The sequence below is a fragment of the Sphingomonas panaciterrae genome, assembly GCF_036890205.1.
GTDB classification, from domain to species: Bacteria; Pseudomonadota; Alphaproteobacteria; order Sphingomonadales; family Sphingomonadaceae; genus Sphingomonas; species Sphingomonas panaciterrae.
Genome location: NZ_JAKNQR010000004.1, coordinates 138,886 through 162,114 on the forward strand (window position 1 = coordinate 138,886; position 23,229 = coordinate 162,114).

The following is a 23,229-nucleotide window of genomic DNA, read 5'->3' on the forward strand; positions in this document are numbered from 1 at the left end:
GCCGCTTACTGCCAGGATCCGATATCGGCATTGATCCCCTCGCCGCCTTCCTTCCCGTCGGCGCCGTTGGTCCAGACGTCGAACGCGCCATGCTTGCCCGGCGAGGCGTAGAGATAGGCGTTGCCCCACGGGTCATCCGGCAGCTTCTTGATATAGCCGCCCGCCTGATAGGCCGCCGGGTTGGGCAGCCCTGCGGGCGCGGACGTCAGCGCCGCCAGCCCCTGCGCCGTGGTCGGGTAATTGCTCTGCTGCAGCCGGTACATTTCCAGCGCCTGCTCGATCGTGGCGATATCGGCCTTCGCCTTCTGCACCCGCGCCGTATCGCCCGAAGGGATCACGTTCAGCGCGACGATCGTCGCCAGCAGACCGATGATGACGATCACCACCATCAACTCGACCAGGGTAAAGCCGTTCTTCCTGCGGCGCTTAAGCTGTTTTGTTTGCATGATGTCTCTCATTGCCCGGCCAGCGTGTTGAGCTGGAGGATGGGAAGCAGGATCGCTAGCACGATCGTCGCCACCACGCCGCCCATGACGACGATGATGGCCGGTTCCAGCAGCGACATCGCCGTCGCGGTGAAGCGATCGAACTCGCGCTCCAGATAGTCGGCGGCGCGCTCCAGCATTTCGTCGAGCTGCCCCGCCGCCTCGCCCGACGCCGCAAGATAGGTGAGCAGCGGGGGGAATACGCCGGCGCGCCGCATCGCCGCGGACAGGCTGCCGCCGCCACGGATCGCGTCGGTGATCTCATCCGACGCCAGCTTCAGCCGCCGGTTGTGGATCGTGCCGGCGGTGAGCGTGAGCCCCTCGAGCAGCGGCAGACGGCTCGCCACCATCGTCGCCAGAGTACGCGCCATGCGCGCGGCATGAAGATCGCGCAGCAGCCGTCCCAGCAAGGGGATCCGCAGCAACCAGCTGTCGAACGCCAGCCGGATCGGTGGCTGACGCAGCGCGACGACAAACCCGGCGACCGCGGCGCCAAGCACCAGCAGCATCAGCCACCACGAGCGGACCAGCAAGTCCGAGATGCCGATCACGATGCGGGTCAGCAGCGGCAGTTGCTGCCCCACCGTGTCGAACTGCTCCACCACCTGCGGGACGACGAAGATCATCAGCGCAGCCACCACGCCAGTCGCGACAAGCGCGAGAATGACGGGATAGGCGAGCGCGGTCAGCAACTTGCCGCGTATTTCTGCCTGCCGCTCGAGCAGCGTCGACAGCCGTTCCAATATCGCCGGCAACGTGCCGGAGCTTTCGCCCGCCGCGATCATCGCGCGGTACAATGGCGGAAAGCTTCGTGGCTCGCGCGCCATCGCATCGGCCAGCCGCCGCCCCTCGACGACGCCGGCATGGACATTCTCCACGACGGCGCGAACCTTGTCCTGTTCGGTCTGGCGCGTGATCGTCCGCAGCGACTCTTCCAGCGGCGACACCCGCGACAAGGTGGCGAGCTGGCGGGTGAACAGCGTCAGCTGCTTGGCCGACATCTTCGGCGCGCCAAGTTGCAGGCCGAACAGCGGGCGACCGCGCGCTGCCGGCGCACTGCCCGGCGCGATCCTCACCACGTACAGCCGCCGGCGATCCAGCGTCGCGCGCGCCGCCTCCATGCTCGCTGCGGCAATATGCCCGCGCATTTCCTGGCCGCGCGTGTCGATCGCCAGATAGTCGAAATCAGCCATCCGAACGCGCCATGGATCGGACGCCGGCCAGGGGTCGCTCAGCCATGGGTATCGCGGCGAGATACGCGCACCGCTTCCTCAGCGGTGGTGACGCCCTGCTCCACCATCCGTCGCGCCGCGCTGCTCAGCGTGTCGCTGCGGGCAAAGGCATGCGCCGCAATCGCGCTTTCGTCCGCGCCGTCATTGATCATGCGCCGTACGGTATCGTCGATGCGGATCGCCTCATACACGCCCACTCGGCCCTTGTAGCCGGTCCCGTTGCACTCGGCGCAGCCCTGTGCGGCATAAACCACGGCGTCGCGCGCGATGCCGAGCAGCGGGGCGACCGTTTCCTCCGCCGGCACCGGCCGCCGGCACGCCGGGCACAGCCGCCGCACCAGCCGCTGCGCAATCACCGCGCGCAAGGTGGAGGCGAGCAGGAACGGCTCCACCTTCATGTCGCGCATCCTGGTGATCGCGCCTACCGAATCATTGGTGTGTACCGTGGACAGCACGAGATGCCCGGTCAGGGAGGCCTGAACCGCGATCTCCGCCGTTTCGCGGTCGCGGATCTCGCCGACCATCACCACGTCCGGGTCCTGCCGCAGGATCGCGCGCAGGCCCGCCGCAAACGTCAGCCCGACCTTCGCGTTGACCTGAGTCTGCCCGACGCCGTCGACCGCATATTCGACCGGGTCCTCGACGGTCAGGATATTGCGGCTGCCATCGTTCAGCAGCCGAAGCGCGGCGTACAGCGTCGTCGTCTTGCCGCTGCCGGTCGGCCCCGTGACCAGCACGATGCCATTGGGCTCGTTGATCGCCCCTTCCAGCAGGTCGTGCATGGCCGGCGACATACCCAGCGCGTCGAGGTCGATCCCGGCATTATCCTTGTCGAGGATACGCAGCACGACCCGCTCGCCCGCGCGGCTCGGCAAGGTGGAAACCCGCACGTCGAGCAGCTTGCCCCCCAGCGTCAGGCCCATTCGCCCGTCCTGCGGCACGCGCCGCTCGGCAATGTCGAGCCGCGCCATCACCTTGATCCGGCTCACCACCACCGGGGCAACATGCGGCGGCATGCGCAGCGTCTCGCGCAGCACGCCGTCGATCCGCATCCGCACGACCAGCCCGGTCTCGTACGGCTCGATATGGATGTCCGACACGCCGTTGCGCGCCGCATCGGCGATCACGCCGTTGATCAGGCGGATCGCCGGCGCATCGTCCGCCGTGTCGAGCAGATCCTCGGCGGTGGGGATGCCGTCGGCCAGCAGGTCGAGCTCATCCCCCATGCCCACGGCGGCAAGCGCGGTCGCCTGACCGTCCATCGCATAATTGTCGCCCAGCAGCCGGTCGAAGGCCGCCGGTTCCAGCACGACCACGTCGAACGGACGCCCCAGCACACGCCGCACCTCGATCAGCGCCTTGGGATCTGCGCCCTCGCGCAACGCCACCGCCTCGCCCGACAGCGTCACGCCGAACTTGCGCGCAAAGGCATAGGGCAGCGCGACAAAGTCCAGCTCGGGCACCGGGGTGACAGCAGACCCGGTCACAGGGTCCGGCGCATCCGTCCCGATATCGGGCACGACCATGGCGTCAGGGATGGTGCCGGCGACACCAGCCCCCTCCGCGTCGACAGACAGGTCGTGCCCGGTGCGGATCATCTGTCGCGCCGCTTGATGGTGACGGCGGAATTGCGCTGCACGGGCACCTGGATCCTCGGATCCTCGATATTGCCCGGCACCGGCGCGGAGGGGATCGGCGCCGCCGCCCCCATGTAATCGCGCACCAGTTCGTCGATCGACGGCTCGCGCGCGGGATCATGCAGCCCCTGCTGCAACCGCAGATAGCCGTAGCGCTGCTCGGTCACCCGGCGGTTGTCCTCCGGCGTGCGCAGGATCGTGGGGCGGATGAAGACCATCAGGTTCGTCTTCGTGCGCTGCTTGCCCTTTGATCGGAACAGATTTCCCAGCACCGGAATGTCACCCAGCAGCGGCAGCTTTTCCAATGTGCGCCGCTCGTCGTCGCTCAGCAAGCCGCCGATGATCGCGATCTGTCCGTCGTCGACGGTCAGCGTGGTCTCCACCTCGCGCTTGTTGAGGATCAGGTCCGAATTGTCGTTGCTGACCGGGCCGGCGATCGAACTGACCTGCTGGTGCAGAAACAGCTTGATCGAGCCGCTGGAGTTCACCTGCGGCCGCACCTCCAGCTGGATGCCGACATTCTCGCGCTGCACCGTGCGGAACGCATTGTCGAAATTCTGGCTCAGCGCCTCACCCGTTGTGATCGGGATTTCCTGACCGACCAGGATGCGCGCTTCCTGATTGTCCAGCGTGATGAGGCTCGGCGCTTGCAGCAGGTTCGATGTGGTGTCGGATTTCACCGCATTGATGATCGCACCGAACACCGTGTCGCCGCCCAGCGTGCCGCCATAACCGCCAAAGGCGCCGCTCGCGCCCAGCACCGAATTCAGCGCCTGCTGCGCCAGCGCGTCGGCGGCGGGATTGGGCGTGCTCGTCGTGGTGCGCGACCCATCCGCGCCGACAACGGTGGTGGTCGTCCCGCCGATCTCGCGCGCAGCGACCGCGCCGGCGATGGTCAACAGGCTGGGCGCGGTGTTGGAGAAGCTCGTCGCCCCGAACGCCCCACCCGACAGGCTGCCGAGCAGGAACTGAAAGCCGAGCCGGCTGGCCGTCTGATCGGACACTTCGGCAACGATCGCCTCGACCAGCACCTGTTCGCGGCGCGTGTCGAGCTGGCGGACCACCTCGCTCAACTGGCGCTGGATATCGGCCGGCGCCGCGATCACGATCGCATTGGCGCCGACGAAGCGAGTCACCACCGCCGGCGCGCGGCCGCCCTGCGCCTGCACCGCCGGCGTGCCGCTAGCCCCGCCCCCCGGCGCCGCCTGGCTCTGCGTTTGCCCGCCGGTGTTCACCGTGGGTTGCCCGCCGGCGTTTCCGCCATTGGTAGAGGCGCCGAAATTCGACTGGCTCAGCTGATTCTGCGGGATCGTATCGGGCGTTTGCCCGACAAGTTGCTGCAGGACGGGCAGCAATTGCCCGGCATCGGCATGTTCGAGGAACACGACCCGGATCTCGGTCCCGCTCTTTGCCTTCTGGTCGAGATCCGCGGCGACCTGCGCCAGCCGGGCGACGGTGGTCGGGTCACCGCGCAGCGCGACCGAGTTGGCGCCCTCAACCGCGACCACACTCGCCGTCGCCGTCTGCCCCTGCGCGGGCGTCCCGATCAGGCCCTGCAGCGCCGTCGCGATATCGCGCGCGCCGGCATTGCGCAGCGCGATCACCCGCGTCGAATTGTTGTCGGTATCGATCCGCCGCAGCACTTCACGCACGCGGCGCACATTGTCGGCGAAATCGGCAATGACGATCGAACTGCCGGCGCGATTGGCGCTGACCGATCCCTGCGCCGACACCAGTGGCCGCACCGTGTCCACCGCGGATTGCGCATCGACCGAACGAAGCCGCACGATCTCCGTCACGAACTGGTTGCGCGCCGCGCCCGCGCTGCCGATCCGCCCCGGATTGGCGGCGGCATTCTCGATCGGCTGGACGCGCAGCGCGCCATTGGCGGTCGGCACCGTCACCAGCCCGTTGGCGCGCAGCGTGGACAGGAACACCTCGAAATATTCCGATCGGCTCAGCGGCCGGTCAGTGACGACGGTCACCTTGCCCTGCACCCGGCTGTCAATGATGAAGGTACGCCCCGTGACCTTGGCGGCATCGGCGATGAACGCGCGAATGTCAGCGTCGCGCACGTTGAGCGTGGTCTGCGCCTGCACCGGCGCGGCAAGCACGGCTGCGGCGAGCACCGGCGCGAGCGCCGATGCCAGGATCCAGTGCTTCATTGTCCGGTCACCTGAACGCTCAACGCCACCGTCTGCCCCCCTCGTTCCACCGTCAGGCCGATCGTGCCCCCACCGGCAAATTGCGCGGACAGCCGCTCGATGTCACCCGGTCCCTGCACCGCCCGCCCGCCAATCTCGGTCACGATATCGCCGTCGCGCAGGCCGGCCGCCCGAAAGGCCGCGCCCGATCCCGCCGGCCGGACTACCAGTCCGTTCATCCGGCCGCCTTCGACGCGTGGCACGAAGCCGATCTCGTTCTGGAACTGCTGGACCGTGATCCCTGCCGTCGTCGGTGCGGCGGCCGGCTGCGGCACGCCGGGCACCGGCGCCGGGACAGCGGCAGCCGCTGCGCCGTCAGACTGATCGAGGAACAGATCCTCGCGCGCGCCGCCGCGTTCCAGCGTGACATGGTCGAATGCCACCGCGCGCAGCACCACGCCGGGGATGATCTCCTCGCCGACCGCGACGCTTTGCTGCACCCCGTCGGGGCCCGCCAGAATGGCCGAGCCGCGTCCGGTCGCTTCGTCGATGCGGGTGCCGAACAGCTTCAGCTGCAACGATGTCACCACGGCAGGACCGCTGCTCGCCGCCCCGCTGATGCGGTAGAACGGATCGAAACCGCGCAGCACCTCGCCGGGCGCGATCGGCAATGTCGGCCCCGCCGGCCGCCATTCACCCAGCGGGGTCACCGGCGTCACCACCGTCCACACCAGCCGCGCGCCCTGCACCGCCAGCGCCGCCAGCAGCGCCAGTTCCGCCAGCGAATACACATTCACCACGGGGATCCGCCGCAGAAGCGCTCGCGCACGAGCGTCGAAACTCAATCGCATGTGCTTGCCAATCCCCGCCCCGGCCGCCGCCCGGCCGCCGCTATGTCCGTGATGTTACAGCGCGATTGCAGCCAAGTGTAATAATTCCGCACTGGCCCCTCTCGCGATCGGCTGGCACACCCTGCGGCGATGCGGAATATTGCTCCCGACCCCCGGCTCGTCGGCGACCATGATGGCACCGTCGCCGCACGGCTCACCGCTGTCCCGGGGGTGCAGCGTGTACCTACCCCGCGCGCCAGCCTGTTCCTGCTACGCGACTTTCTGGATGCCGAGACCTGCGCGGCGCTGATCGCGCTGATCGAGGCCGATCGCCGCCCCTCCACCGTCTCCGACGCCAATGGCGATTCGGCATATCGCACCAGCGAGACCTGCGATCTTGCCGCGGCCCATCCGGTGGTTCACCGCGTGGAGCAGGCGATTGCCGAGCTGACCGGGATCGACCCCGCCTATGGCGAACCGCTGCAGGGCCAGCGCTATGCGATCGGGCAGGAGTTCAAGGCGCACACGGACTATTTTGAGCCGGGCGGGATCGACTTTCATCGTTACTGCGCGGTCGCCGGGAACCGCACCTGGACGGTGATGGTCTATCTGAACGCGCCCGAGGCCGGCGGCGCGACCCGTTTCAAGGCGCTCGACAAGACGATCCAGCCCGAACCGGGCAAGCTCGTCGCCTGGAACAACCGCCGCGACGACGGCACGCCCAACCCCGCCACCATTCACCACGGGATGAAGGTGCGCGCCGGCGTCAAATACGTCATCACCAAATGGTTTCGCGAGCGCCCGTGGGGCTGACCCTGCGCGCCGCACCGGGCGCGCAGAGCCGTCTCATCCGGCCGATCAGAAGGTGACGCTGGCGCCCAGCGTGAACAGCCGGCCCTGCTCGAACCGGTTGATGTATACCCGGCGCCCACCCTCGAACGTCTGATATTCCTGATATTTCGTGCCCGACAGATTGCGCGCCTCGCCCTTGATCTCGACACGCGTGCCAAGGAAGTCGACCGTCTGGCGCGCCACGAAATCGACCCGGATGCCCGGCCGCTCGATGATGTCGGGCTGGAACCCGACGCCGCCCAGCAGCGACGGCCCGCGGTTGGTCACGCGGTCGCTGGCGTAGTTGAACAGCAGCGTCAGCTGCGTTTCATTGTCCTTGTCCTCATAGCCCAGCTGCAGGTTGACGAGATGGTCGGACTGCCCCGTCAGCGGCGCGCCGTCACGGAACTGGAGGTTCGCCGGCGCGAAGCCACCCGGGCATCCGCCAAGCGACACACCCAGCACGCTCGGCACGCATTCGGAATTCGCCGTGATCTTGGACTGGGTGTAGGTGTAGTTGGCAATGAGGACCGCGCGCTTGCCGCCCAGGCTCTCCGAGATGAAATCGAGCGGGAAATACTTCTGCGCCTCGATCTCGCCGCCCCACAATGTCGCCTTGGGCAGATAGGTGAAGCCGGTCTGCAACCGTGCATCCGGCGTCGGATAGAAGCCGACCTGCTCGATCGGATTGTCGATCCTCTTGTAGAAGCCCGCTGCGGTCAGACGCTGGTCACGGTCGAAGAACCATTCGTAGCGCGCTTCCAGATTGTAGAGCTCCGAGTCGCGCAGCAACGGGTTGCCGAAGAACAGGCGATCCGATTCGAAGTCGCGGAACGCCTGCGGCGCCAGCTCGCGGAACTGCGGACGCGCGATCGTCTTTGCCGCCGCAAGCCGCAGCTGCATGTCGGCCGCGAAATTCCACGTCAGCGTCGCCGCCGGCAGGAAATAGTCGTTGTTGAGCCGCGTGGACGGCGCCGCCAGCGGTGTCACCGTCTGCTTGGCGGTTTCGTAGCGTACGCCGATGATCGCGCGCACTCCATCGATCGCCTCCGCCTCGGCCTGCACATAGCCGGCATGGATCAGCAGGCTCGCATCATAGCGGGTCGATCCGTTCAGGCCCGCATCGAACCGCAGCTGCACCGCATTGCTCGCCGGCGTCCCCGTGGTCGCCACCGGGCAGCCGTTCAGCACCTCGGGCGACAGCAGGTAATCGGGGCGGTACAGGTTGCACGGGAACGGGATCGCCCCGCCGGCGACCGTCTGGTAAGTGTAGGGCAGGCGCGTCGAGGTCCGCTCGTTCTGCGAGTAATAATAGCCCGCCGACAGCGTGAACGGCCGGTCGCCCGGCAGCTTGTAGGCGACGTCCGCCTGCCCCGAATACAGATCCTCGTTCAGCTCGCTGAACACGACCGTGGCAAAGCGGCCGAACGAGTTGCTCGCCTCCCACACGCCGGGGCATTGCAGCTCCGACCCGCCGACCGAATTAGCGCCGGTCACATTGTAGCTGGTGTTGCAATTATAGACGAACTGCCGCTCGTACGGCGAATTGCGCTTCGAATTGGCATAAGCGCCGCGCACGTCGAGCGACAGATCCTCGACCGGCTTGAACTCACCCACCAGCTGGGTCTCGATCAACTGGCGCTCGAACCAGTTGGTGTTCTGCTGGAACAGCGGGTTGCCCGACGAATTGTTGTACACTGTCGCCGCCGAGGCACGCCCCTGCTTCAGCGTGTCGTGGATATAGACATTAGTCCAGCGGATGCGGTTCTCGTCAAACTCATAGCCGAGGCCGAGCATCCCGTTCACCACCGCGCGCATGTCGGTGATGACGGTGTTGAAATCGTTGCGCAGCGTGCCGTCTTCGCTGATCGTGTCCTGCTGCAGCGTGGCGCGGGTGCGCCAGGTGTTGGAGACGCTGCCGGTCGCGATCATGCCGACGCGCCCCGCTCCCAGATCGCCCGTCAGGCCGACGTTGATGTCGGCCGACCAGTTCGCCGGAATGTCGCCGTTGCGCTGGAGCAGCGTGGTGCGCGCATTGGACAGTTGCGCCACCTGCTCGGTCGGGATGATGCCGCTGCCCTGCGCCCCGTTGCGGATGAAATCCGGTACCTTGCGCTCGCCATTGTCATAGCCCAGCCAGTCGGTCTTGGACCCGTAATAGGTATAGCCGAGCTTGCCGGTGGTCTGGGTATCGATCCCGCCCGACGCGCCGATGGTGACGAAATTCTCGTCCGGGATCGCCTTGGTCGTCAGGTTGATGACGCCGCCGCCGAACTCACCCGGATAGTTCACCGAATAGGTCTTCTGGACCAGCGCCGACCCGACGATGGTCGTCGGGAAGATGTCCAGCGGCACGGTGCGGCGCAGCGGCTCGGGGCTGGGCAGCGGCGATCCGTTGAGCAGCGCCGAGGAATAGCGATCGCCCAGGCCGCGTACGAAGACATAGCCGTTGCCGACCACCGACAGGCCGGTGACTCGAGTCAGCGCGCCGGCGATGTCGCCCTCACCCGTCCGCGCGATGTCGGCGCTCGACAGGACGCTGATGACCTGCGCCGTCGAGCGCACCGTATTGGGGATGTTGCGCCCCACCACCACGATGTCACCGCCGGAGGAGGCGTCGATCCCCGGCGCGGAGACCTCCGGGACGCCCTGTTCGGCGTCAGGCTGAGCGGTGGTTTCGGCCTGCGGCCGGGCAGGATCGATGCCGGTCGACATGGTGCTGGTGGCCGGCGGCCCGGCGGGCGTGCTCGTGGAGGGCGCGACCTGGGCCAGGGCAGCCGGCGCGACCAGCGTGGTCGTGAGAAGAAGCAAGGTGGAATAGGCGGTGCGCTGGCGCAGCATGGTCGGGCCTTCCGGTCAGATGGCAATGGGCGGGCCCGCGGCCGCGTCGAAACGCTCGCCGGGGCCCGCCTTGGTCATGGATGCCGAAGGGGGCTCAGCGGCCCTGGCACTGAAAATAGACCGAGTTGAAGGTCGGCGGGCCGACATCCTGCAGCTCGGCATTCGCCGGCCGGATCGTGGTCCGGTTCGCGCCCTCGCCCGCACCGGCGACGATGTTGATGCACGCCTGCCCGGCGGCGGATTTCACCACGCCGTTGATGAAGGCGAAGTCCGCACCGCCACGCAGGCGGATCGCGGCCGGCGCCGACGGCGTGGTCTGGATGAAGGTGAAGTTGGCGTAGCGGCCGTAGGTGCGCGGCAGCAGGTCTTCCGAACCGTTCGAATCGATTTCGGTCGCGAAGGAATCGGCGGTCGTGCCCGACGGCTTCTGCGCGGCAATGATGAACTGCATGAACCCGCGCCAGCCGTTGTCCACGTCGAACGCGTCGTCGTCCGACCCGGTCACCGCAAAATATTTGAGGTTGGTCGTGCCGCCGAAGATCTCGATCCCGTCATCGGCCGAATTGTGGCTCTGCACGTGGTCGATCGTCGTGCCGCTGCCCGTGCCGCCCAGCGTCAGCCCCTGCAGCTCGTTGCCCTCGCTGATCGCGATGCCGGTGTAGCGGATCTGGACATAGCGCAGCGTGCCCGAATTGCTCGTCTGGTTCGGCCCGCCATAGAAGCGGCCGGTGACGCCCTCGATCGGGTTCTGGCAGCTGGTGCTGGTGCCACCTGCATTGTTCGGGCCGGTGCCCGTGGCGCACACCGCGGTCGGTGCCTGGCCCAGGATGACGAGGCCACCCCAGAAGCCCTGCGAGGCTTCCGACACGCCGTTGTTGGTCAGGTTCTGCTGCGCGGTGAAGATGATCGGCGCTTCGGCGGTGCCGACCGCGTTGATCTGCGCGCCGCGGTTGACGAGGATCAGGTCGTTGGAGCTCTCGCTCGAATCCGCCGCCAGCACCACGCCCGGCGCGATCGTCAGCACCACGCCCGAGGCGGCGCCGGTGGAGCCGACATCGGTGCCCACTTCGGTCTGCCCGCGGAAGCGGTAGAAGACCCCCGGGATCTTCGGCAGCGTCAGGCTGGTGGTGATCGTCTGCGGCAGGCGGCATGCCTTGAAGCCGCCGACGGTCACATTGTCATCGATCGTGCCAGTCGGGCAGGCCGTGCCCGCCGCCAGGGTGCCGATGTTCGGCACCGCGGTGCAGGCAGCGGTGGTGCCACCGAAATTTGCCGAGGTCGAATTGCAGGTCCAGCCCTGGAACGACGTGTCGTTCGGGCCATTCAGCGCGCCGACAAAGTTCGTCGCGGTGAAGAACGGGTTGATCGTGGCCGGGTTCGTCGCCGGGGTCAGCGAGGTCGCGCTGACCGGATAGACACCGTTCAGCCCCGCGAAGCCGTTGACGTTGTTGTTCGCGCCCGCGTTGACGATGGCGAGCTGCTCTTCGGCGGTGATGGTGACGCCGCTCTGCGTCGTCGCAAGGGCGAACTGCGCCGCGGTGATCGGGCCGGGGTTCGGCGTGCCGGTCGGCGCGGGGGTCGGGGTCGGGGCCGGCGTGACGATCACGTCGATGTTGCCCGCGCCCGGCGAAGCGACGCCGTCAGCGCCGCCACAAGCGGCCAGCAAAAGGCAGGCGGTACCGGCAAGAAACTGATTGCGGCGGCTGAAGCTCAGCATGTCTCACTCCCGTTGAACAGACGGTCCGTCCCCTGGACCGGAAGCGAGTCGAGCTGATTGCCCGCCGCCCTCCCCAGCGCCGCTAGGCGCGGCGCGTGACAGCCGCGTGGAGGTTCAGGGTCGGATGCGTGACGATACTGTTTCGGATCCGTGACAGCGCACGGCCGGCTTTATTCGTCGATGCCGAAGTTCAGGCTGCGCGAGACGAGCGGGTCCGCGACACCGACCAGCAGATAGGCGATGAACTGCTTCGCCCGCTGCCACAGGCCGGTCGCCGCCATGTAGCGGTCGAGCGTGATCTCCTCCGACTGGGCGATCTCGCCATCAATATATTGCCGGACATGGGCGGCGAACGCCGGGTCATCGATCCGCAGCATCAGCTCGAGGTTGATGAACAGGCTGCGCATGTCGAAATTGGCGCTGCCGATGTGAACCGCATCGTCGATCGCGTACAATTTGGTGTGCAGCTTGGTCGGCAGATATTCGAACACCCGGATGCCCCGCCGCAACAGCCCGCGATAGGTGAAGCGTGCAGCGGCAATGGTGGCATTGTTGTCGGACTTGCGCGCCGTAACGACACGAACTTGCTGTCCCAGCCGCCCGGCCCTGTCGATCCGCCGCAGCAGATTGGGGCTCGGCGTGAAATAGGCCGCGATGATGTCGATCCTGCGTGCCTTGCTCATGTCGCGCCGGATCGCGCGGGCCCAAGGCGACAGGCGCCGCGTCGGTCCGCCGATCAGCCAGCGCACCGGCCCGGCATGTTCGCTCCACTGCGACAACGCACGGTTCACGTGGCGCAGCTTGCCGTCATCGGACCGCACCCACGCCCGCAGCGCATCGAAATAGCCGGCGATCCGCGCTGCCGCCGGCCCCTCCATCAACAGGCCAAGATCGCGCCACGCCTGGTCGCCGGTGGTGCCGAAATAATCGTCCTCGATGTTGAACCCGCCGATGATGATGCGCGGATTGGCTTCCTCCGCATCGGCCAGCGCCAGCTTCTGGTGGTTGCGCAGCAGGTAGCGTCGGCCCAGCCGCGGTACGAAGCGGCAGACATGGACCCCCGCCTCGTCCAGCGGATCGAAGAAGCGCCGGTCGGCGGCCTCGTCGCTGCCGAATCCGTCGACGATCAGGTTCACGTCGACACCGCGGCGCGCCGCCGCGATCAGCGCCGCATTCACCCGCTCCCCCGCCTGATCATCGGCGTAGATATAATAAAGAATGCGCAGCGATCGCGTGGCCCCCGCGACCAGGTCGATCAGCGCGTCGAGCCGCTCCGGACCCTCGACCAGCAGGCGCAATCGGTTTCCGTCTACGGTGAAGGGCGCTGCATGGTTCATCCGCCCTGCCTTGGCCGCCCGGGCCCGCAGCGGCAAGGACGCGCTTTTCTTGACTTCCCCAAGCCCCTCCCCTAGATCGCCGCCCTTCATCCAGCGATAGTTAAGCGAAGGAAGCGTCTATGGCGCGCGTCACGGTCGAGGATTGCGTCGACAAGATCCCGAACCGGTTCGATCTGGTTCTGCTCGCAGCACAGCGCGCGCGGCAGGTGTCCGGTGGCGCCGAGCTGACGATCGATCGCGATCGGGACAAGAACCCGGTGGTCGCGCTGCGCGAGATCGCCGAACAGACGGTCAAGCCCAAGGATCTGAAGGAAGCCGTGGTGCAGAGCCTGCAGCGCGTCCAGATCGACGACGAGGAAGAGGCGGATGCCGTCGGCTCGCTGGCCGCATCGGCAGAGGCGCTCCGCCTCACCGCCGCTGCCCCGCCGCGCAACCAGAACCTGGGCGCCGACTACGACGGCTGACGCCCGCGTCGGCCGGCGCAGCGATCGGCCGCACCAGCGTTGAAAACCAAAAAAGCCGCGGCATCCGTCGCGGCTTTTTTGTTGTCCTCGTTCGCTGCCCGCAGAGTTGATGGCGTGGCCTCCTGTCGCCGAGGTCCGCCAGTAGCTGCTTGAGGATTCAGCGACTTACGCGACGGCGGATAGGTCTATTCCCCTATCGCGGCTCCTTCCTTCTTCGATGATTGTAGCTCTTCCGGCGCGTGGCGCACGAAGCAGGCCGCCAGAATCGCGCATGTCGGGAAGGAGAGACCCATGGCTGAAAGCGAGCAACTCACCTTGATGCGCGAGGAACGCGCGGCGCGGCGGGGCGCCGGGCGGCGTGACTTCTTCAAGCTGGCAGCCGCGGGTGCGGTCGGTCTGGGCGCCGCCGGGCTCGCCGGGCGTGCAGCGGCCCAATCCACCGCGCCCAGCGATACCGATCTCCTCAATTTCGCGCTCAACCTCGAATATCTCGAGGCGCAATTCTACAGCTTCGCCGCGATCGGCACCGGCATTCCACCCAATCTGCTGACCGGAACGCAGACGCAGGGCGCCGCCACCGGCGCGCGCAAGGCCAACCTGCAGGATCCGGTGGTGATCCAATATGCGCGGGAAATCGCCTCGGACGAACTGGCGCATGTCACCACGCTGCGGCGCGTGCTGGGCTCCGCCGTCGTTGCCCAGCCGGCGATTGATCTGTCGCCGCAGATCTTCACCACCGCCGCTACGTTGGCGGGGATCGACCTGTCGGCCAGCGGCGGGGTGTTCGATCCCTATGCCAGCGACGATAACTTCCTGCTCGCCGCCTATATTTTCGAGGATGTCGGCGTCACAGCCTACAAGGGTGCGGCGCCGCTGCTCAGCGATATCGACAATATCGACGGGGCGGCCGGCATCCTCGCGGCGGAGGGCTTCCATGCCGGGATCATCCGCGGCGCGCTTTATCGCCGCGGGGTGGAAATCCCCGCCTTGTGGACCGACACCGACAAGATTTCCGCGCTGCGCAATCAGGTCGACGGCAACGTCAATTCGCCCGGACCGCCCCAGCGTGTCGCCAATGACGATTCCGGTGTCTCGCCGGTGCAGACGCAATTCGGCCTCACCGCCAATTTCGTCCCCACCGACAGCAACGGGATCGTCTTCAGCCGCAACGCCGAACAGGTGCACAACATCGCGTACCTGACGCCCAATGCGGCGACATCGGGCGGCTTCTTCCCCAACGGGACCAACAATCCGAACCCGGCGCTGCGCCGCTCGGGCGCGAACTGAGGAGGCGGCGATGAGCGACAAGATGGAATTCCTCGACCTCATGGAGCGTGCCGAGGCCCAGCGGCAGGCGCGGCGCAACTTCATCCGCCTGTGCGGCGGAGCAGCAGCGATGACCGGCGGCCTGTCACTGCTGGCGGCGTGCGATGACGACGATGACGATGGCCCCTTCCCACCCCCGCCCCCGCCCGGGGCCGGCCCCTCTCCTACCCCGCCGGCCTTGACCGATCAGGACGTCCTGAACTTCGCGCTGCAGCTCGAATATCTGGAGGGCAATTATTATTCCTATGCGGTCTCCGGACAGGGCATCCCCGCCGCGCTGCAGACCGGCACGGGCGCACAGGGCAATGTCGTGACAGGGACGGGTCCAGGCGCGGCACGCCAGGTGTCCTTCACCGATCCAGTGGTTCAGCAATATGCGCGCGAAATCGCCTTTGACGAGATCGGCCATATTACCTTGCTGCGCGGCGCCCTGGGCAGCGCAGCGACGGCGCAACCGGTCATCAACCTGTCGGGCAGCGCAACGGTAACGGTGGGCAATGCAACGCCGGTTGGCGCCTTCACCGCGGCGGCCCGGGCGGCGGGCGTGGTCGGGCCCAACGCCATCTTCGATCCCTTCGCCAATGACGAGAACTTCCTGATCGGGTCGTATCTCCTCACCGACGTCGGGGTCAGCGCCTATCGCGGCGCGGCGCGGCTCATCACCAACAAGACCTTCCTGGAGGCATCGGCCGGCATCCTCGCCACCGAATGGGACCATGACGGGGTGATCCGGGCGGAACTGTGGCGGCGCGGGCTGACCGTACCCGCCATCTACGATGCCGTCGCGCGGATCTCCGCCGGGCGCGACGCGCTCGATGGCTCGTTCGATCTCGATCAGGACATCGGCAATGCAGCGGTCGCCAATCTGGTCCCGACCGATCCGGGCGGCCTCGTCCTCGGGCGAACCGGGCGGCAAGTGCTGAACGTCGTCTATCTCAACCCGGCGGCTACGCAGGGCGGCGGCTTCTTCCCCTCGGGTGTGAACGGGACAATCCGTGACAGCGGCGGCCCGTAAGCCTCGTCAGCCTTAGCCAGCGGCGGCCGCATCACCTCCCCCGTGATGCGGCCGCATTTGTTATGGAGCCTGCCGGTTCCGCGGCCGATCAATCCTGATCGGCGTTGCCCTCGTCCCGCTCAGCCATGTCGCCGCGCCGGCCCTTGAAGCCCTGCGCCACGACGAACCACTCCACCGATCCCTTGCGGCTCGACGGCGGCTTGGCGTGTTTCACCGTGGCAAAATTCTTCTTCAGCAGCGCAACCAGCGTCGAATCCGCACCCCCGGCGAAAACCTTGGCGACGAACGTCCCGCCCGGCTTCAGCACGCTGATCGCAAAGTCGCTCGCCGCCTCGACCAGCGCCATCGTGCGCAGCGCATCGGTCTGCGGATGGCCGACGGTGTTCGCCGCCATGTCGGACAGCACGATGTCGGGTGCACCGCCCAGTTCGGCGATCAGCCGGTCGGGCGCCTCATCGGCCATGAAGTCCATCTGCAGAATCGTCACGCCGTCCAGCGGATCGACCGGCAACAGGTCGATCCCGACCACCGCCGCCCCCGGCAGCTTGCGCCGCACCACCTGGCTCCACCCGCCCGGCGCCATGCCAAGGTCGACGATCCGCTTGCCGCCGCGCAGGAAGCCGAAACGCTCGTCCAGCTCGATCAGCTTGTACGCGGCCCGGCTGCGATACCCTTCCGCCTTGGCGCGCTTGACGTACGGGTCGTTCAGCTGCCGCTCCAGCCAGCGCGTCGATTGCGCCGTGCGTCCGCGCGCCGTCTTCACGCGCGTGCGAAGTCCGCCCCCACCCCTCATGCTGCAGTCGCCATCAGGCGGCGAAGGATGCCCTCGCGGATGCCGCGATCGGCCACGCCCAGCCGCTCGGCCGGCCACAGGTCCAGGATCGTTTCCAGGATGGCGCACCCTGCGACGACCAGATCGGCGCGTTCGCGGCCGATGCACGGCAGCTTCGCGCGTTCGGCGATCGGCAGATGCGCCAGCCGCTGGCTGATCGCACGCATCGACGCCGCCGGCGCGATCAGGCCATCGACCTGCGCACGGTCATAACGGTCCAGCCCCAGATGGACGCTGGCCAGCGTCGTCACCGTCCCCGACGTACCCAGCAGCCGCCGTGGCCCCTCGACCTTCGGTAGCCGCGCGGCAAAGGGCGCAAAGCTCTCGCGCACCAGGTTGCACATCCGCTCATAGGCGCTCGCCAGGCCCGCCGCGCCATCACCGTCGCCGCCGCCAGCGCTCTCGGTCAGCGACACGACGCCCCAGGGCGCCGAATGCCAGTCGATCACCGTCGGCACCGTGGTCGATGTGTCGATCAGCACCAGTTCGGTCGATCCGCCGCCAATGTCGAACACCAGCGCCGGGGCGTTACCCGGTTCCAGCAGCACATGGCAGCCCAGCACGGCCAGCCGCGCCTCTTCCTCTGCCGATATCACGTCGAGATGAATGCCCGTTTCCCCATAAGCGCGCTCGATGAACGCGGGTCCGTTAATGGCGCGCCGGCACGCCTCGGTCGCAACCGATCGCGCCAGCGTGACGTTGCGCCGTTTCAGCTTGTCGGCGCAGATCCGAAGCGCGCCGATCGTCCGCTCGATCGCCGCATCGGACAGCCGGCCGCTGGTCGCCAGCCCCTCGCCCAGCCGAACGATTCGCGAAAAGGCGTCCACCACCGCGAAACCATCGCCCTGCGGCCGCGCAATCAACAGCCTGCAATTGTTGGTGCCGAGATCCAGCGCGGCATAATGGCGCGCGAAATGCTGGCGAAAAGGGGCCGATTGGTGACCCTCCAGTGCCGAACGGGCGCGGCGATGATCGCGCCGGTACGGCAGGTCGGCGTGATGATGCGCCACGTGCCGTCGTCTTTCTTTTGTTCTTCCGTCGCGGGTTGGCCCGCCCGGTGCTTGGCAGCGAAGCTAGCGTGCACCGCCCCCCACTGCAACCCGCGCACGCAATCAGGTGCTTGACCTTGCGAAACAGCGGGATTAGAGGCGCCCTCCTGTCGCTGCTTCATCGCTGCGACGCGGCTGTTGCCCGATCCTCTAATGGTAAGAGAGCGGACTCTGACTCCGTCAATCAAGGTTCGAATCCTTGTCGGGCATCCACCTTTCTATCTTCGCCGGCGCACCAAAGGCCGCTGACGTTCCTGCTGGCAAGCCACCACGGCGCCCCCTGTTTTCCTGAATAGCGCGCGGGTTGCCCATGCTGATCCTGTCCTTGCTGCTCCAGGCAGCGGTTGCCACGCCCACGCCCGGCCTGCCGCCTCAGCCACCCGCAACCATGGTGGTGGAACCGGTCGGCATGCTGATCGCGACCTTCGACACCGATGGCGACGCCCGCGTTACCAAGGCGGAGCTTGAGGCCGGCGTTCGCCGCACCTTCGAGGCGATGGACACCGGTCGCACCGGCTCGCTTGGCTATATCGCCTTTGCCGATTGGGCGGAGCGGTATCTGGGCGATCGCAATGCCCTGCCCAGCCCGTTCGAGACTGATCGCAACGCCGACAACCGGATCACGCTGGATGAGCTTCAGGCAACGCTGGCCGGCTATTTCGCGCGTTTCGATCGCGATCGCGACGCGGTCGTGACTCGCGCCGAACTGCTCACCATCCGCGCCAACGCCACGCGCTCAACCCCCGATCTGCCGCCCGACGGCAAGAAGAAGAAGCGCTCCCGCCGATGACCGATCGTTTTGCCTTCACCATCGCCGCCACTGACGGTGCTGCCCGCACCGGCAGCATCGCGATGCACCGCGGCACCATCCGCACCCCCGCCTTCATGCCGGTCGGCACCGCCGCCACGGTGAAGGCGATGAAGCCGGCCGATGTCGAGGCGGCGGGCGCGGACATCATCCTGGGCAACACCTATCATCTCATGCTGCGCCCAGGCGCGGAGCGGGTCGCGCGGCTCGGCGGGCTTCACCGCTTCATGGGCTGGAACAAGCCGATCCTGACCGATTCGGGTGGCTATCAGGTGATGAGCCTGTCCGATCTCACCAAAAGGTCGGAAGAAGGCATCACCTTCAAATCGCACCTCGACGGTACCCGCCACCTGCTCAGCCCGGAACGCTCGATCGAGATCCAGCGGCTGCTCGGCTCGAACATCGTCATGGCGTTCGACGAACTGGTGCCGACCACGTCGACGCGCGAGGTGCAGGCCGCGGCAATGGAACGCTCGATGCGCTGGGCACGCCGCAGCCGCGACGCCTTCGACAGCGGCAGCGATCACGCCGCGCAGAACGCGATCTTCGGCATCCAGCAGGGCGCGCTGGACGAGGGGCTTCGCCGCACCTCCGCCGACGCGCTGATCGACATCGGCTTCGACGGCTATGCGATCGGCGGCCTCGCGGTCGGCGAGGGGCAGGAGGCGATGTTCGCCTGCCTCGATTTCGCGCCGGGTCAGCTACCCCCCGATCGCCCGCGCTACCTGATGGGCGTCGGGAAGCCTGACGATATCGTCGGCGCGGTGGAGCGCGGCATCGACATGTTCGATTGCGTGCTGCCGACCCGCTCGGGCCGCACGGGCCAGGCGTTCACCCGCTCGGGTCCGATCAACATCCGCAACGCGCGTTTCAACGAGGATCAGGGTCCGCTTGATCCCGAATGCGGCTGCCCGACCTGCGCCACCTGGAGCCGCGCCTATCTCCATCATCTGGTCCGCGCGGGCGAGATCCTCGGCGCCATGCTGATGACCGAACACAATATCTTCTTCTACGAAACGCTGATGGCCGACCTGCGCTCTGCGATCGCCGAACAGAGGCTCAAAGCCTTTGCCGATGCGTTCCGGTCGCGGTACCAGCGCGGCAAAGGAGAGTAAGCGTGTCTGACGAACCCAACGAAATTCTCGCCGCCGCCGCTGCCGCCAAGCAGCATGAAACCGCGGCCAAGGATGCCAAGGCCGCGCGTCAGAAGCGTGGCTGGGATCTGGGCAAGATCGGGCTTGGCGTTGGCATCGGCTCCGCCGCCATCGCGGCCGCCGTCCTCTTCACCCGCAAGAAGGACTGACGCGAACAAGGGCGTGCGCGGGTGGTTCCGGCGACACGCCCTCGCTTCTGTTTGCGGCGCCGCAACGGGGCCGCGGTCGAGCGGCGATCATCCCCGCGGCACGCGGATCCGATCGCCGCTTCCCCTCAGCCCGCCAGATCCTTGAACGCGGCATCCTTGTCCGTCCGGATCTCGCCCGGCAGGCCAAGCACCCGCTCGGCGATGATGTTCTTCAGGATCTCGTCGGTGCCGCCCGCGATGCGCAGGCCCGGCGCGTTCATCACCGCGCCTTGGAATAGCCCCTTCAGCGGCAGCAGCGCGGGATCGTTGATGATCCCATACTGATCCTCCGCCTCGACCGCGGCATTGCCCAGGTCCTGAAGCACGTTGGCGGCGATGATCTTGCCGATCGAGCTTTCCGGCCCCGGCGTCTGCCCGCGGCTCAGCGCGGTCATCGTGCGCATCCGGGTGTTCTTGAGCCCCTCGGACTGGACGTACCAGTCGGCCAGCCGCTGGCGGAACGCGCTGTCCTTGATCAGCGGGCCGTCCGCCGCGTCCAGATCCTTGGCCAGCGCCAGTATCTCCTTCGGGCTCGCTCCGCTCGCCCCGCCGACCGCGAGCCGCTCGTTCATCAGCGTGACCAGCGCGACCTTCCAGCCGTCGTCCACCGCACCCAGCCGCTGCGCGTCGGGGATGCGCACGTCGGTGAAATACACCTCGTTGAAGTTCGAGCCGCCCGACATCTGGTGGATCGGCCGGATCTCGACACCCGGCGATTTCAGGTCGAGCCAGAACATCGTCAGGCCCTTGTGCTTGGGCACGTCCGGGTTGGTACGGACCAGGACGATGCCATAGTCGGAATAATGCGCGCCGGACGTCCACACCTTCTGACCGTTCACCACCCAATCGTCGCCATCCCGCACCGCGCGGGTACGGATCGCCGCCACGTCGGAGCCACCGGCGGGCTCAGAGAACAGCTGCGACCAGATCTCCTCGCCGCGCAGCGCCGGGCCGACGAAGCGCTTCTTGGTGTTGGCATCCGCGAACGCCATCACGGTGGGCACGCACATGCCAAGGCCGATGGTGAAATAGCCGTACTGAACGGGGAACTTGGCCTCTTCCTGGCCAAAGATCACCGACTGGATCGGCGTGCCGCCGGCCCCGCCCCATTCCTTGGGCCAGGTGATCTGCGCATAGCCGGCCTCGGCCTTGCGCCGCTGCCACGCCTTGCCCGCCGCCATGTCGTCGGCGTGATTCATCGCCTTGTGCTCGGCGACGTTCTTTTCCAGCCAGGCGCGCGCCTTGGCGCGATACTCGGCTTCTTCCGGGGAATCGTTGAAGTCCATCTCGCTATCCTCTCACGCGCTCAGGCGGCGTTCTTCATTTCAAGCTGGCTCACCAGCCGCTCGCGCCACGTCGCGGGCGCACCCGCCACGAGGCTGAGCTGCCGCGAGCGACGGTAATAAAGCTGCGGGTCCGCTTCCCAGGTGAAGCCGATGCCGCCATGCGTCTGGATATTCTCCTTGGACGCGAACCAGAACGCCTCGCTCGCCGCAACGCGCGCGGTCGCCGCCGCCAGCGGCAGCTCGCCCGCATCGGTATTGAGCGCCCAGGCGCCATAATAAGCGTTCGACCGCGCGATCTCGTTCTTCACATAGATGTCGGCCAGCTTGTGCTTGATCGCCTGATAGCCGCCGATCACGCGCCCGAACGCCTGACGATCGAGCGCATAGGCCTTAGCCATCTCCAGGCACTTGTCCGCGCCCCCGACCTGCTCGAACGCCAGCAGGATCGCCGCGCGGTCGAACACCGCCTGCATCGCCGCGATGCCATCCTGATCTCCCAGCCGCTCGGCCGGGGCGCCCGAAAAGGTGAGCTTCGCGGCCGACCGCGTCGGGTCCAGCGTCGTCAGCACCTCGGCCGACACGCCCTCGCCCTTCTCGACCAGGTACAGCCCGTCCTTCGCCAGCACCACAATCAGGTCAGCGACATCGCCATCGGTCACCGGGATCTTCTCGCCGGTCAGCTTGCCGCCCGACACGCTGGTCTTGATCGACCGCGCCGTCACCGGCCCCTTGCCCTCGGCCGTCGCAAAGGCGCCGATCACCTCGCCAGCGGCGATCTTCGGCAGCCACTTGGCCTTCTGCTCCTGCGAGCCGAACTTCATCAGCGCCTCGGCGACGAAATACACCGTGGAGGCGAACGGGATCGGCGCGCACGCACGGCCCAGCTCCTCGGCCAGCGCGCACAGCTCGACATGGCCAAGGCCAAGCCCGCCGAACTCCTCGGGGATCGCCGCGCCCAGCCACCCCTGCTCCGCGACGCCCTTCCACAGCGCCTCGTCATAGGCGCGGTCGTCATGGTCGAGCACGCCGCGCACCACCTTGCCGTCGCACTTCGCGGCGAGGAACTTGCGCGCCTCGTCCTTCAGCATCTTCTGGTCGTCGGAATAATCGAAGTTCATCTAAACTCTCCCCGCCCGCGCCGTTCGTGCTTCGGCCATGCCCAGCACGAACGGGAAGCTGCCATCCTGTTGGTTACTTCGGCTGCATCCGGATCGCGCCGTCCAGCCGCACGTCCTCACCGTTGAAATAGCCGTTGCGCAGCATCTCGACCGCCAACGCGGCATATTCTTCCGCCATGCCCAGCCGTTTGGGGAACGGCACCATCGCCGACAGCGCCGCCTTCACCTGCGGCTTCGCGCGCGCCAGCAGCGGCGTGTCGAAAATGCCCGGCAGGATCGTGTTGCAGCGGATACCCTCGGCCGACAGGTCGCGCGCAACGTTCAGCGTCATGCCGATCACGCCCGCCTTGGCGGAGGCATAGGCCACCTGCCCGATCTGTCCTTCCTCGCCCGCGACGCTGGCGGTGTTGACGATCGCCCCGCGATCCCCGTCCTCGGTCGGGTCCAGCGTCATCATCCCGGCCACCGATCCGACGATGCAGCGGAACGATCCGACCAGGTTCAATTCCAGCGTCTTCTGGAAATTCTCGATCGGATAAGGCACGATCGATCCGTCCTCCTTCGACCGCGCCACCGTCTTGTTCGGCCCACCGAAGCCGCCGCCGGCGCAATTCACCAGCGCACGCTCCTGGCCGTTCGCCGCGCGCGCCTTGGCAAAGCCGGCGTCCACCGATGCCTGGTCCATCACATCGACTTCGCAGAACACCGCGCCGATCTCCTCCGCGACGCCCGGGCCGATCTCGGCATTCTTGTCGAACAGCGCGACCTTCACGCCCTGCGCGCGCAGCGCCTTGGCGGTGGCCAGCCCCAGTCCCGAGGCCCCCCCGGTGATGACGGCAGCAATATCCGGTCCGAGCTTCACGCCCCTCTCCCCTAAACTCCTGGCGGCGGCCCCATTGGCCGTCCGCGATTGCAGGATAACTTTAGTTATGTAG

20 protein-coding genes and 1 tRNA gene are annotated in these 23,229 nt (G+C 67.1%); 8 read left to right on the forward strand and 13 right to left on the reverse strand.

Going from position 1 to position 23,229, the window contains the following annotated elements; all coding sequences use genetic code 11:
• Window positions 1–5 precede the first annotated feature (5 nt).
• The 5 genes from gspG to L8F96_RS12410 form a co-directional block, all read right to left on the reverse strand.
• Window positions 6–446 (reverse strand): type II secretion system major pseudopilin GspG, encoded by a 441-nt coding sequence (gspG, locus tag L8F96_RS12390; RefSeq protein WP_334656169.1) that lies wholly within the window; start codon window positions 444–446, stop codon window positions 6–8.
• Between the two features lie 8 nt (window positions 447–454).
• Complete coding sequence (gene gspF, locus L8F96_RS12395) at window positions 455–1,678, reverse strand: type II secretion system inner membrane protein GspF (protein WP_334656170.1); 1,224 nt, start codon at window positions 1,676–1,678, stop codon at window positions 455–457.
• A gap of 38 nt (window positions 1,679–1,716) precedes the next feature.
• Window positions 1,717–3,243: a GspE/PulE family protein gene (locus L8F96_RS12400; RefSeq protein WP_417158983.1), complete on the reverse strand. Its 1,527-nt coding sequence runs from the start codon at window positions 3,241–3,243 to the stop codon at window positions 1,717–1,719.
• 68 nt (window positions 3,244–3,311) lie between these two features.
• On the reverse strand, window positions 3,312–5,519 hold the full coding sequence (gene gspD, locus L8F96_RS12405) for a type II secretion system secretin GspD (protein WP_046411504.1): 2,208 nt from the start codon (window positions 5,517–5,519) through the stop codon (window positions 3,312–3,314).
• Window positions 5,516–6,349, reverse strand: coding sequence for a type II secretion system protein N (locus L8F96_RS12410; protein WP_296218894.1), 834 nt, complete (start codon window positions 6,347–6,349; stop codon window positions 5,516–5,518). The genes gspD and L8F96_RS12410 overlap by 4 nt, the downstream gene beginning before the upstream one ends.
• Window positions 6,350–6,478: 129 nt before the next feature.
• Between L8F96_RS12410 and L8F96_RS12415 the strand changes: the two genes are divergently transcribed.
• A complete protein-coding gene (locus L8F96_RS12415) occupies window positions 6,479–7,141 on the forward strand; it encodes a prolyl hydroxylase family protein (RefSeq protein WP_136452278.1) in 663 nt (220 codons plus the stop codon).
• A gap of 45 nt (window positions 7,142–7,186) precedes the next feature.
• Here the strand turns inward: L8F96_RS12415 and L8F96_RS12420 are convergent, their stop codons facing one another.
• The 3 genes from L8F96_RS12420 to L8F96_RS12430 all read right to left on the reverse strand — a co-directional run bounded on the left by L8F96_RS12420 (window position 7,187) and on the right by L8F96_RS12430 (window position 13,054).
• Window positions 7,187–10,000, reverse strand: a complete 2,814-nt coding sequence (locus tag L8F96_RS12420; RefSeq protein WP_125944857.1) for a TonB-dependent receptor domain-containing protein — start codon at window positions 9,998–10,000, stop codon at window positions 7,187–7,189.
• A gap of 94 nt (window positions 10,001–10,094) precedes the next feature.
• The gene (locus L8F96_RS12425; protein ID WP_125944858.1) at window positions 10,095–11,717 is read right to left on the reverse strand and encodes a hypothetical protein; all 1,623 of its coding nucleotides are present in this window, start codon (window positions 11,715–11,717) and stop codon (window positions 10,095–10,097) included.
• A gap of 170 nt (window positions 11,718–11,887) precedes the next feature.
• Window positions 11,888–13,054 (reverse strand): phospholipase D-like domain-containing protein, encoded by a 1,167-nt coding sequence (locus tag L8F96_RS12430; protein WP_334656236.1) that lies wholly within the window; start codon window positions 13,052–13,054, stop codon window positions 11,888–11,890.
• A 119-nt stretch (window positions 13,055–13,173) separates the two neighbouring features.
• Between L8F96_RS12430 and rpoZ the strand changes: the two genes are divergently transcribed.
• The 3 genes from rpoZ (at window position 13,174) to L8F96_RS12445 (ending at window position 15,859) form a co-directional block, all read left to right on the forward strand.
• The gene (rpoZ, locus tag L8F96_RS12435; protein WP_046411514.1) at window positions 13,174–13,518 is read left to right on the forward strand and encodes a DNA-directed RNA polymerase subunit omega; all 345 of its coding nucleotides are present in this window, start codon (window positions 13,174–13,176) and stop codon (window positions 13,516–13,518) included.
• A 291-nt stretch (window positions 13,519–13,809) separates the two neighbouring features.
• Window positions 13,810–14,805 carry a ferritin-like domain-containing protein gene (locus tag L8F96_RS12440; RefSeq protein ID WP_046411516.1) on the forward strand — a complete coding sequence of 332 codons (996 nt, stop codon included), beginning with the start codon at window positions 13,810–13,812 and terminating at the stop codon, window positions 14,803–14,805.
• Window positions 14,806–14,815: 10 nt separating this feature from the next.
• The gene (locus tag L8F96_RS12445) at window positions 14,816–15,859 is read left to right on the forward strand and encodes a ferritin-like domain-containing protein (RefSeq protein WP_334656174.1); all 1,044 of its coding nucleotides are present in this window, start codon (window positions 14,816–14,818) and stop codon (window positions 15,857–15,859) included.
• 88 nt (window positions 15,860–15,947) lie between these two features.
• Here L8F96_RS12445 and L8F96_RS12450 read toward each other — a convergent pair whose 3' ends face one another.
• Both L8F96_RS12450 and L8F96_RS12455 read right to left on the reverse strand, forming a co-directional pair.
• Window positions 15,948–16,652: an RlmE family RNA methyltransferase gene (locus L8F96_RS12450; protein ID WP_296222877.1), complete on the reverse strand. Its 705-nt coding sequence runs from the start codon at window positions 16,650–16,652 to the stop codon at window positions 15,948–15,950.
• Window positions 16,649–17,701, reverse strand: coding sequence for a Ppx/GppA phosphatase family protein (locus L8F96_RS12455; RefSeq protein WP_417158976.1), 1,053 nt, complete (start codon window positions 17,699–17,701; stop codon window positions 16,649–16,651). Before L8F96_RS12455 ends, L8F96_RS12450 begins: the two co-directional genes overlap by 4 nt.
• Before the next feature lie 178 nt (window positions 17,702–17,879).
• Here L8F96_RS12455 and L8F96_RS12460 point away from each other — a divergent pair.
• The 4 genes from L8F96_RS12460 (at window position 17,880) to L8F96_RS12475 (ending at window position 19,851) form a co-directional block, all read left to right on the forward strand.
• A tRNA-Gln gene (locus L8F96_RS12460) sits at window positions 17,880–17,953 on the forward strand.
• Between the two features lie 97 nt (window positions 17,954–18,050).
• Window positions 18,051–18,530 carry an EF-hand domain-containing protein gene (locus tag L8F96_RS12465; RefSeq protein WP_046411521.1) on the forward strand — a complete coding sequence of 160 codons (480 nt, stop codon included), beginning with the start codon at window positions 18,051–18,053 and terminating at the stop codon, window positions 18,528–18,530.
• On the forward strand, window positions 18,527–19,663 hold the full coding sequence (tgt, locus tag L8F96_RS12470; RefSeq protein ID WP_145119921.1) for a tRNA guanosine(34) transglycosylase Tgt: 1,137 nt from the start codon (window positions 18,527–18,529) through the stop codon (window positions 19,661–19,663). The genes L8F96_RS12465 and tgt overlap by 4 nt, the downstream gene beginning before the upstream one ends.
• Window positions 19,664–19,665: 2 nt before the next feature.
• Complete coding sequence (locus L8F96_RS12475) at window positions 19,666–19,851, forward strand: hypothetical protein (protein ID WP_046411525.1); 186 nt, start codon at window positions 19,666–19,668, stop codon at window positions 19,849–19,851.
• Between the two features lie 125 nt (window positions 19,852–19,976).
• On the opposite strand, the gene L8F96_RS12480 is transcribed toward L8F96_RS12475, so the two are convergent.
• The 3 genes from L8F96_RS12480 to L8F96_RS12490 form a co-directional block, all read right to left on the reverse strand.
• A complete protein-coding gene (locus L8F96_RS12480) occupies window positions 19,977–21,176 on the reverse strand; it encodes an acyl-CoA dehydrogenase family protein (protein ID WP_334656176.1) in 1,200 nt (399 codons plus the stop codon).
• Window positions 21,177–21,196: 20 nt separating this feature from the next.
• Window positions 21,197–22,294, reverse strand: coding sequence for an acyl-CoA dehydrogenase family protein (locus tag L8F96_RS12485; RefSeq protein ID WP_334656177.1), 1,098 nt, complete (start codon window positions 22,292–22,294; stop codon window positions 21,197–21,199).
• Window positions 22,295–22,367: 73 nt separating this feature from the next.
• Window positions 22,368–23,156: an SDR family NAD(P)-dependent oxidoreductase gene (locus L8F96_RS12490; RefSeq protein ID WP_125946088.1), complete on the reverse strand. Its 789-nt coding sequence runs from the start codon at window positions 23,154–23,156 to the stop codon at window positions 22,368–22,370.
• Window positions 23,157–23,229 lie beyond the last annotated feature (73 nt).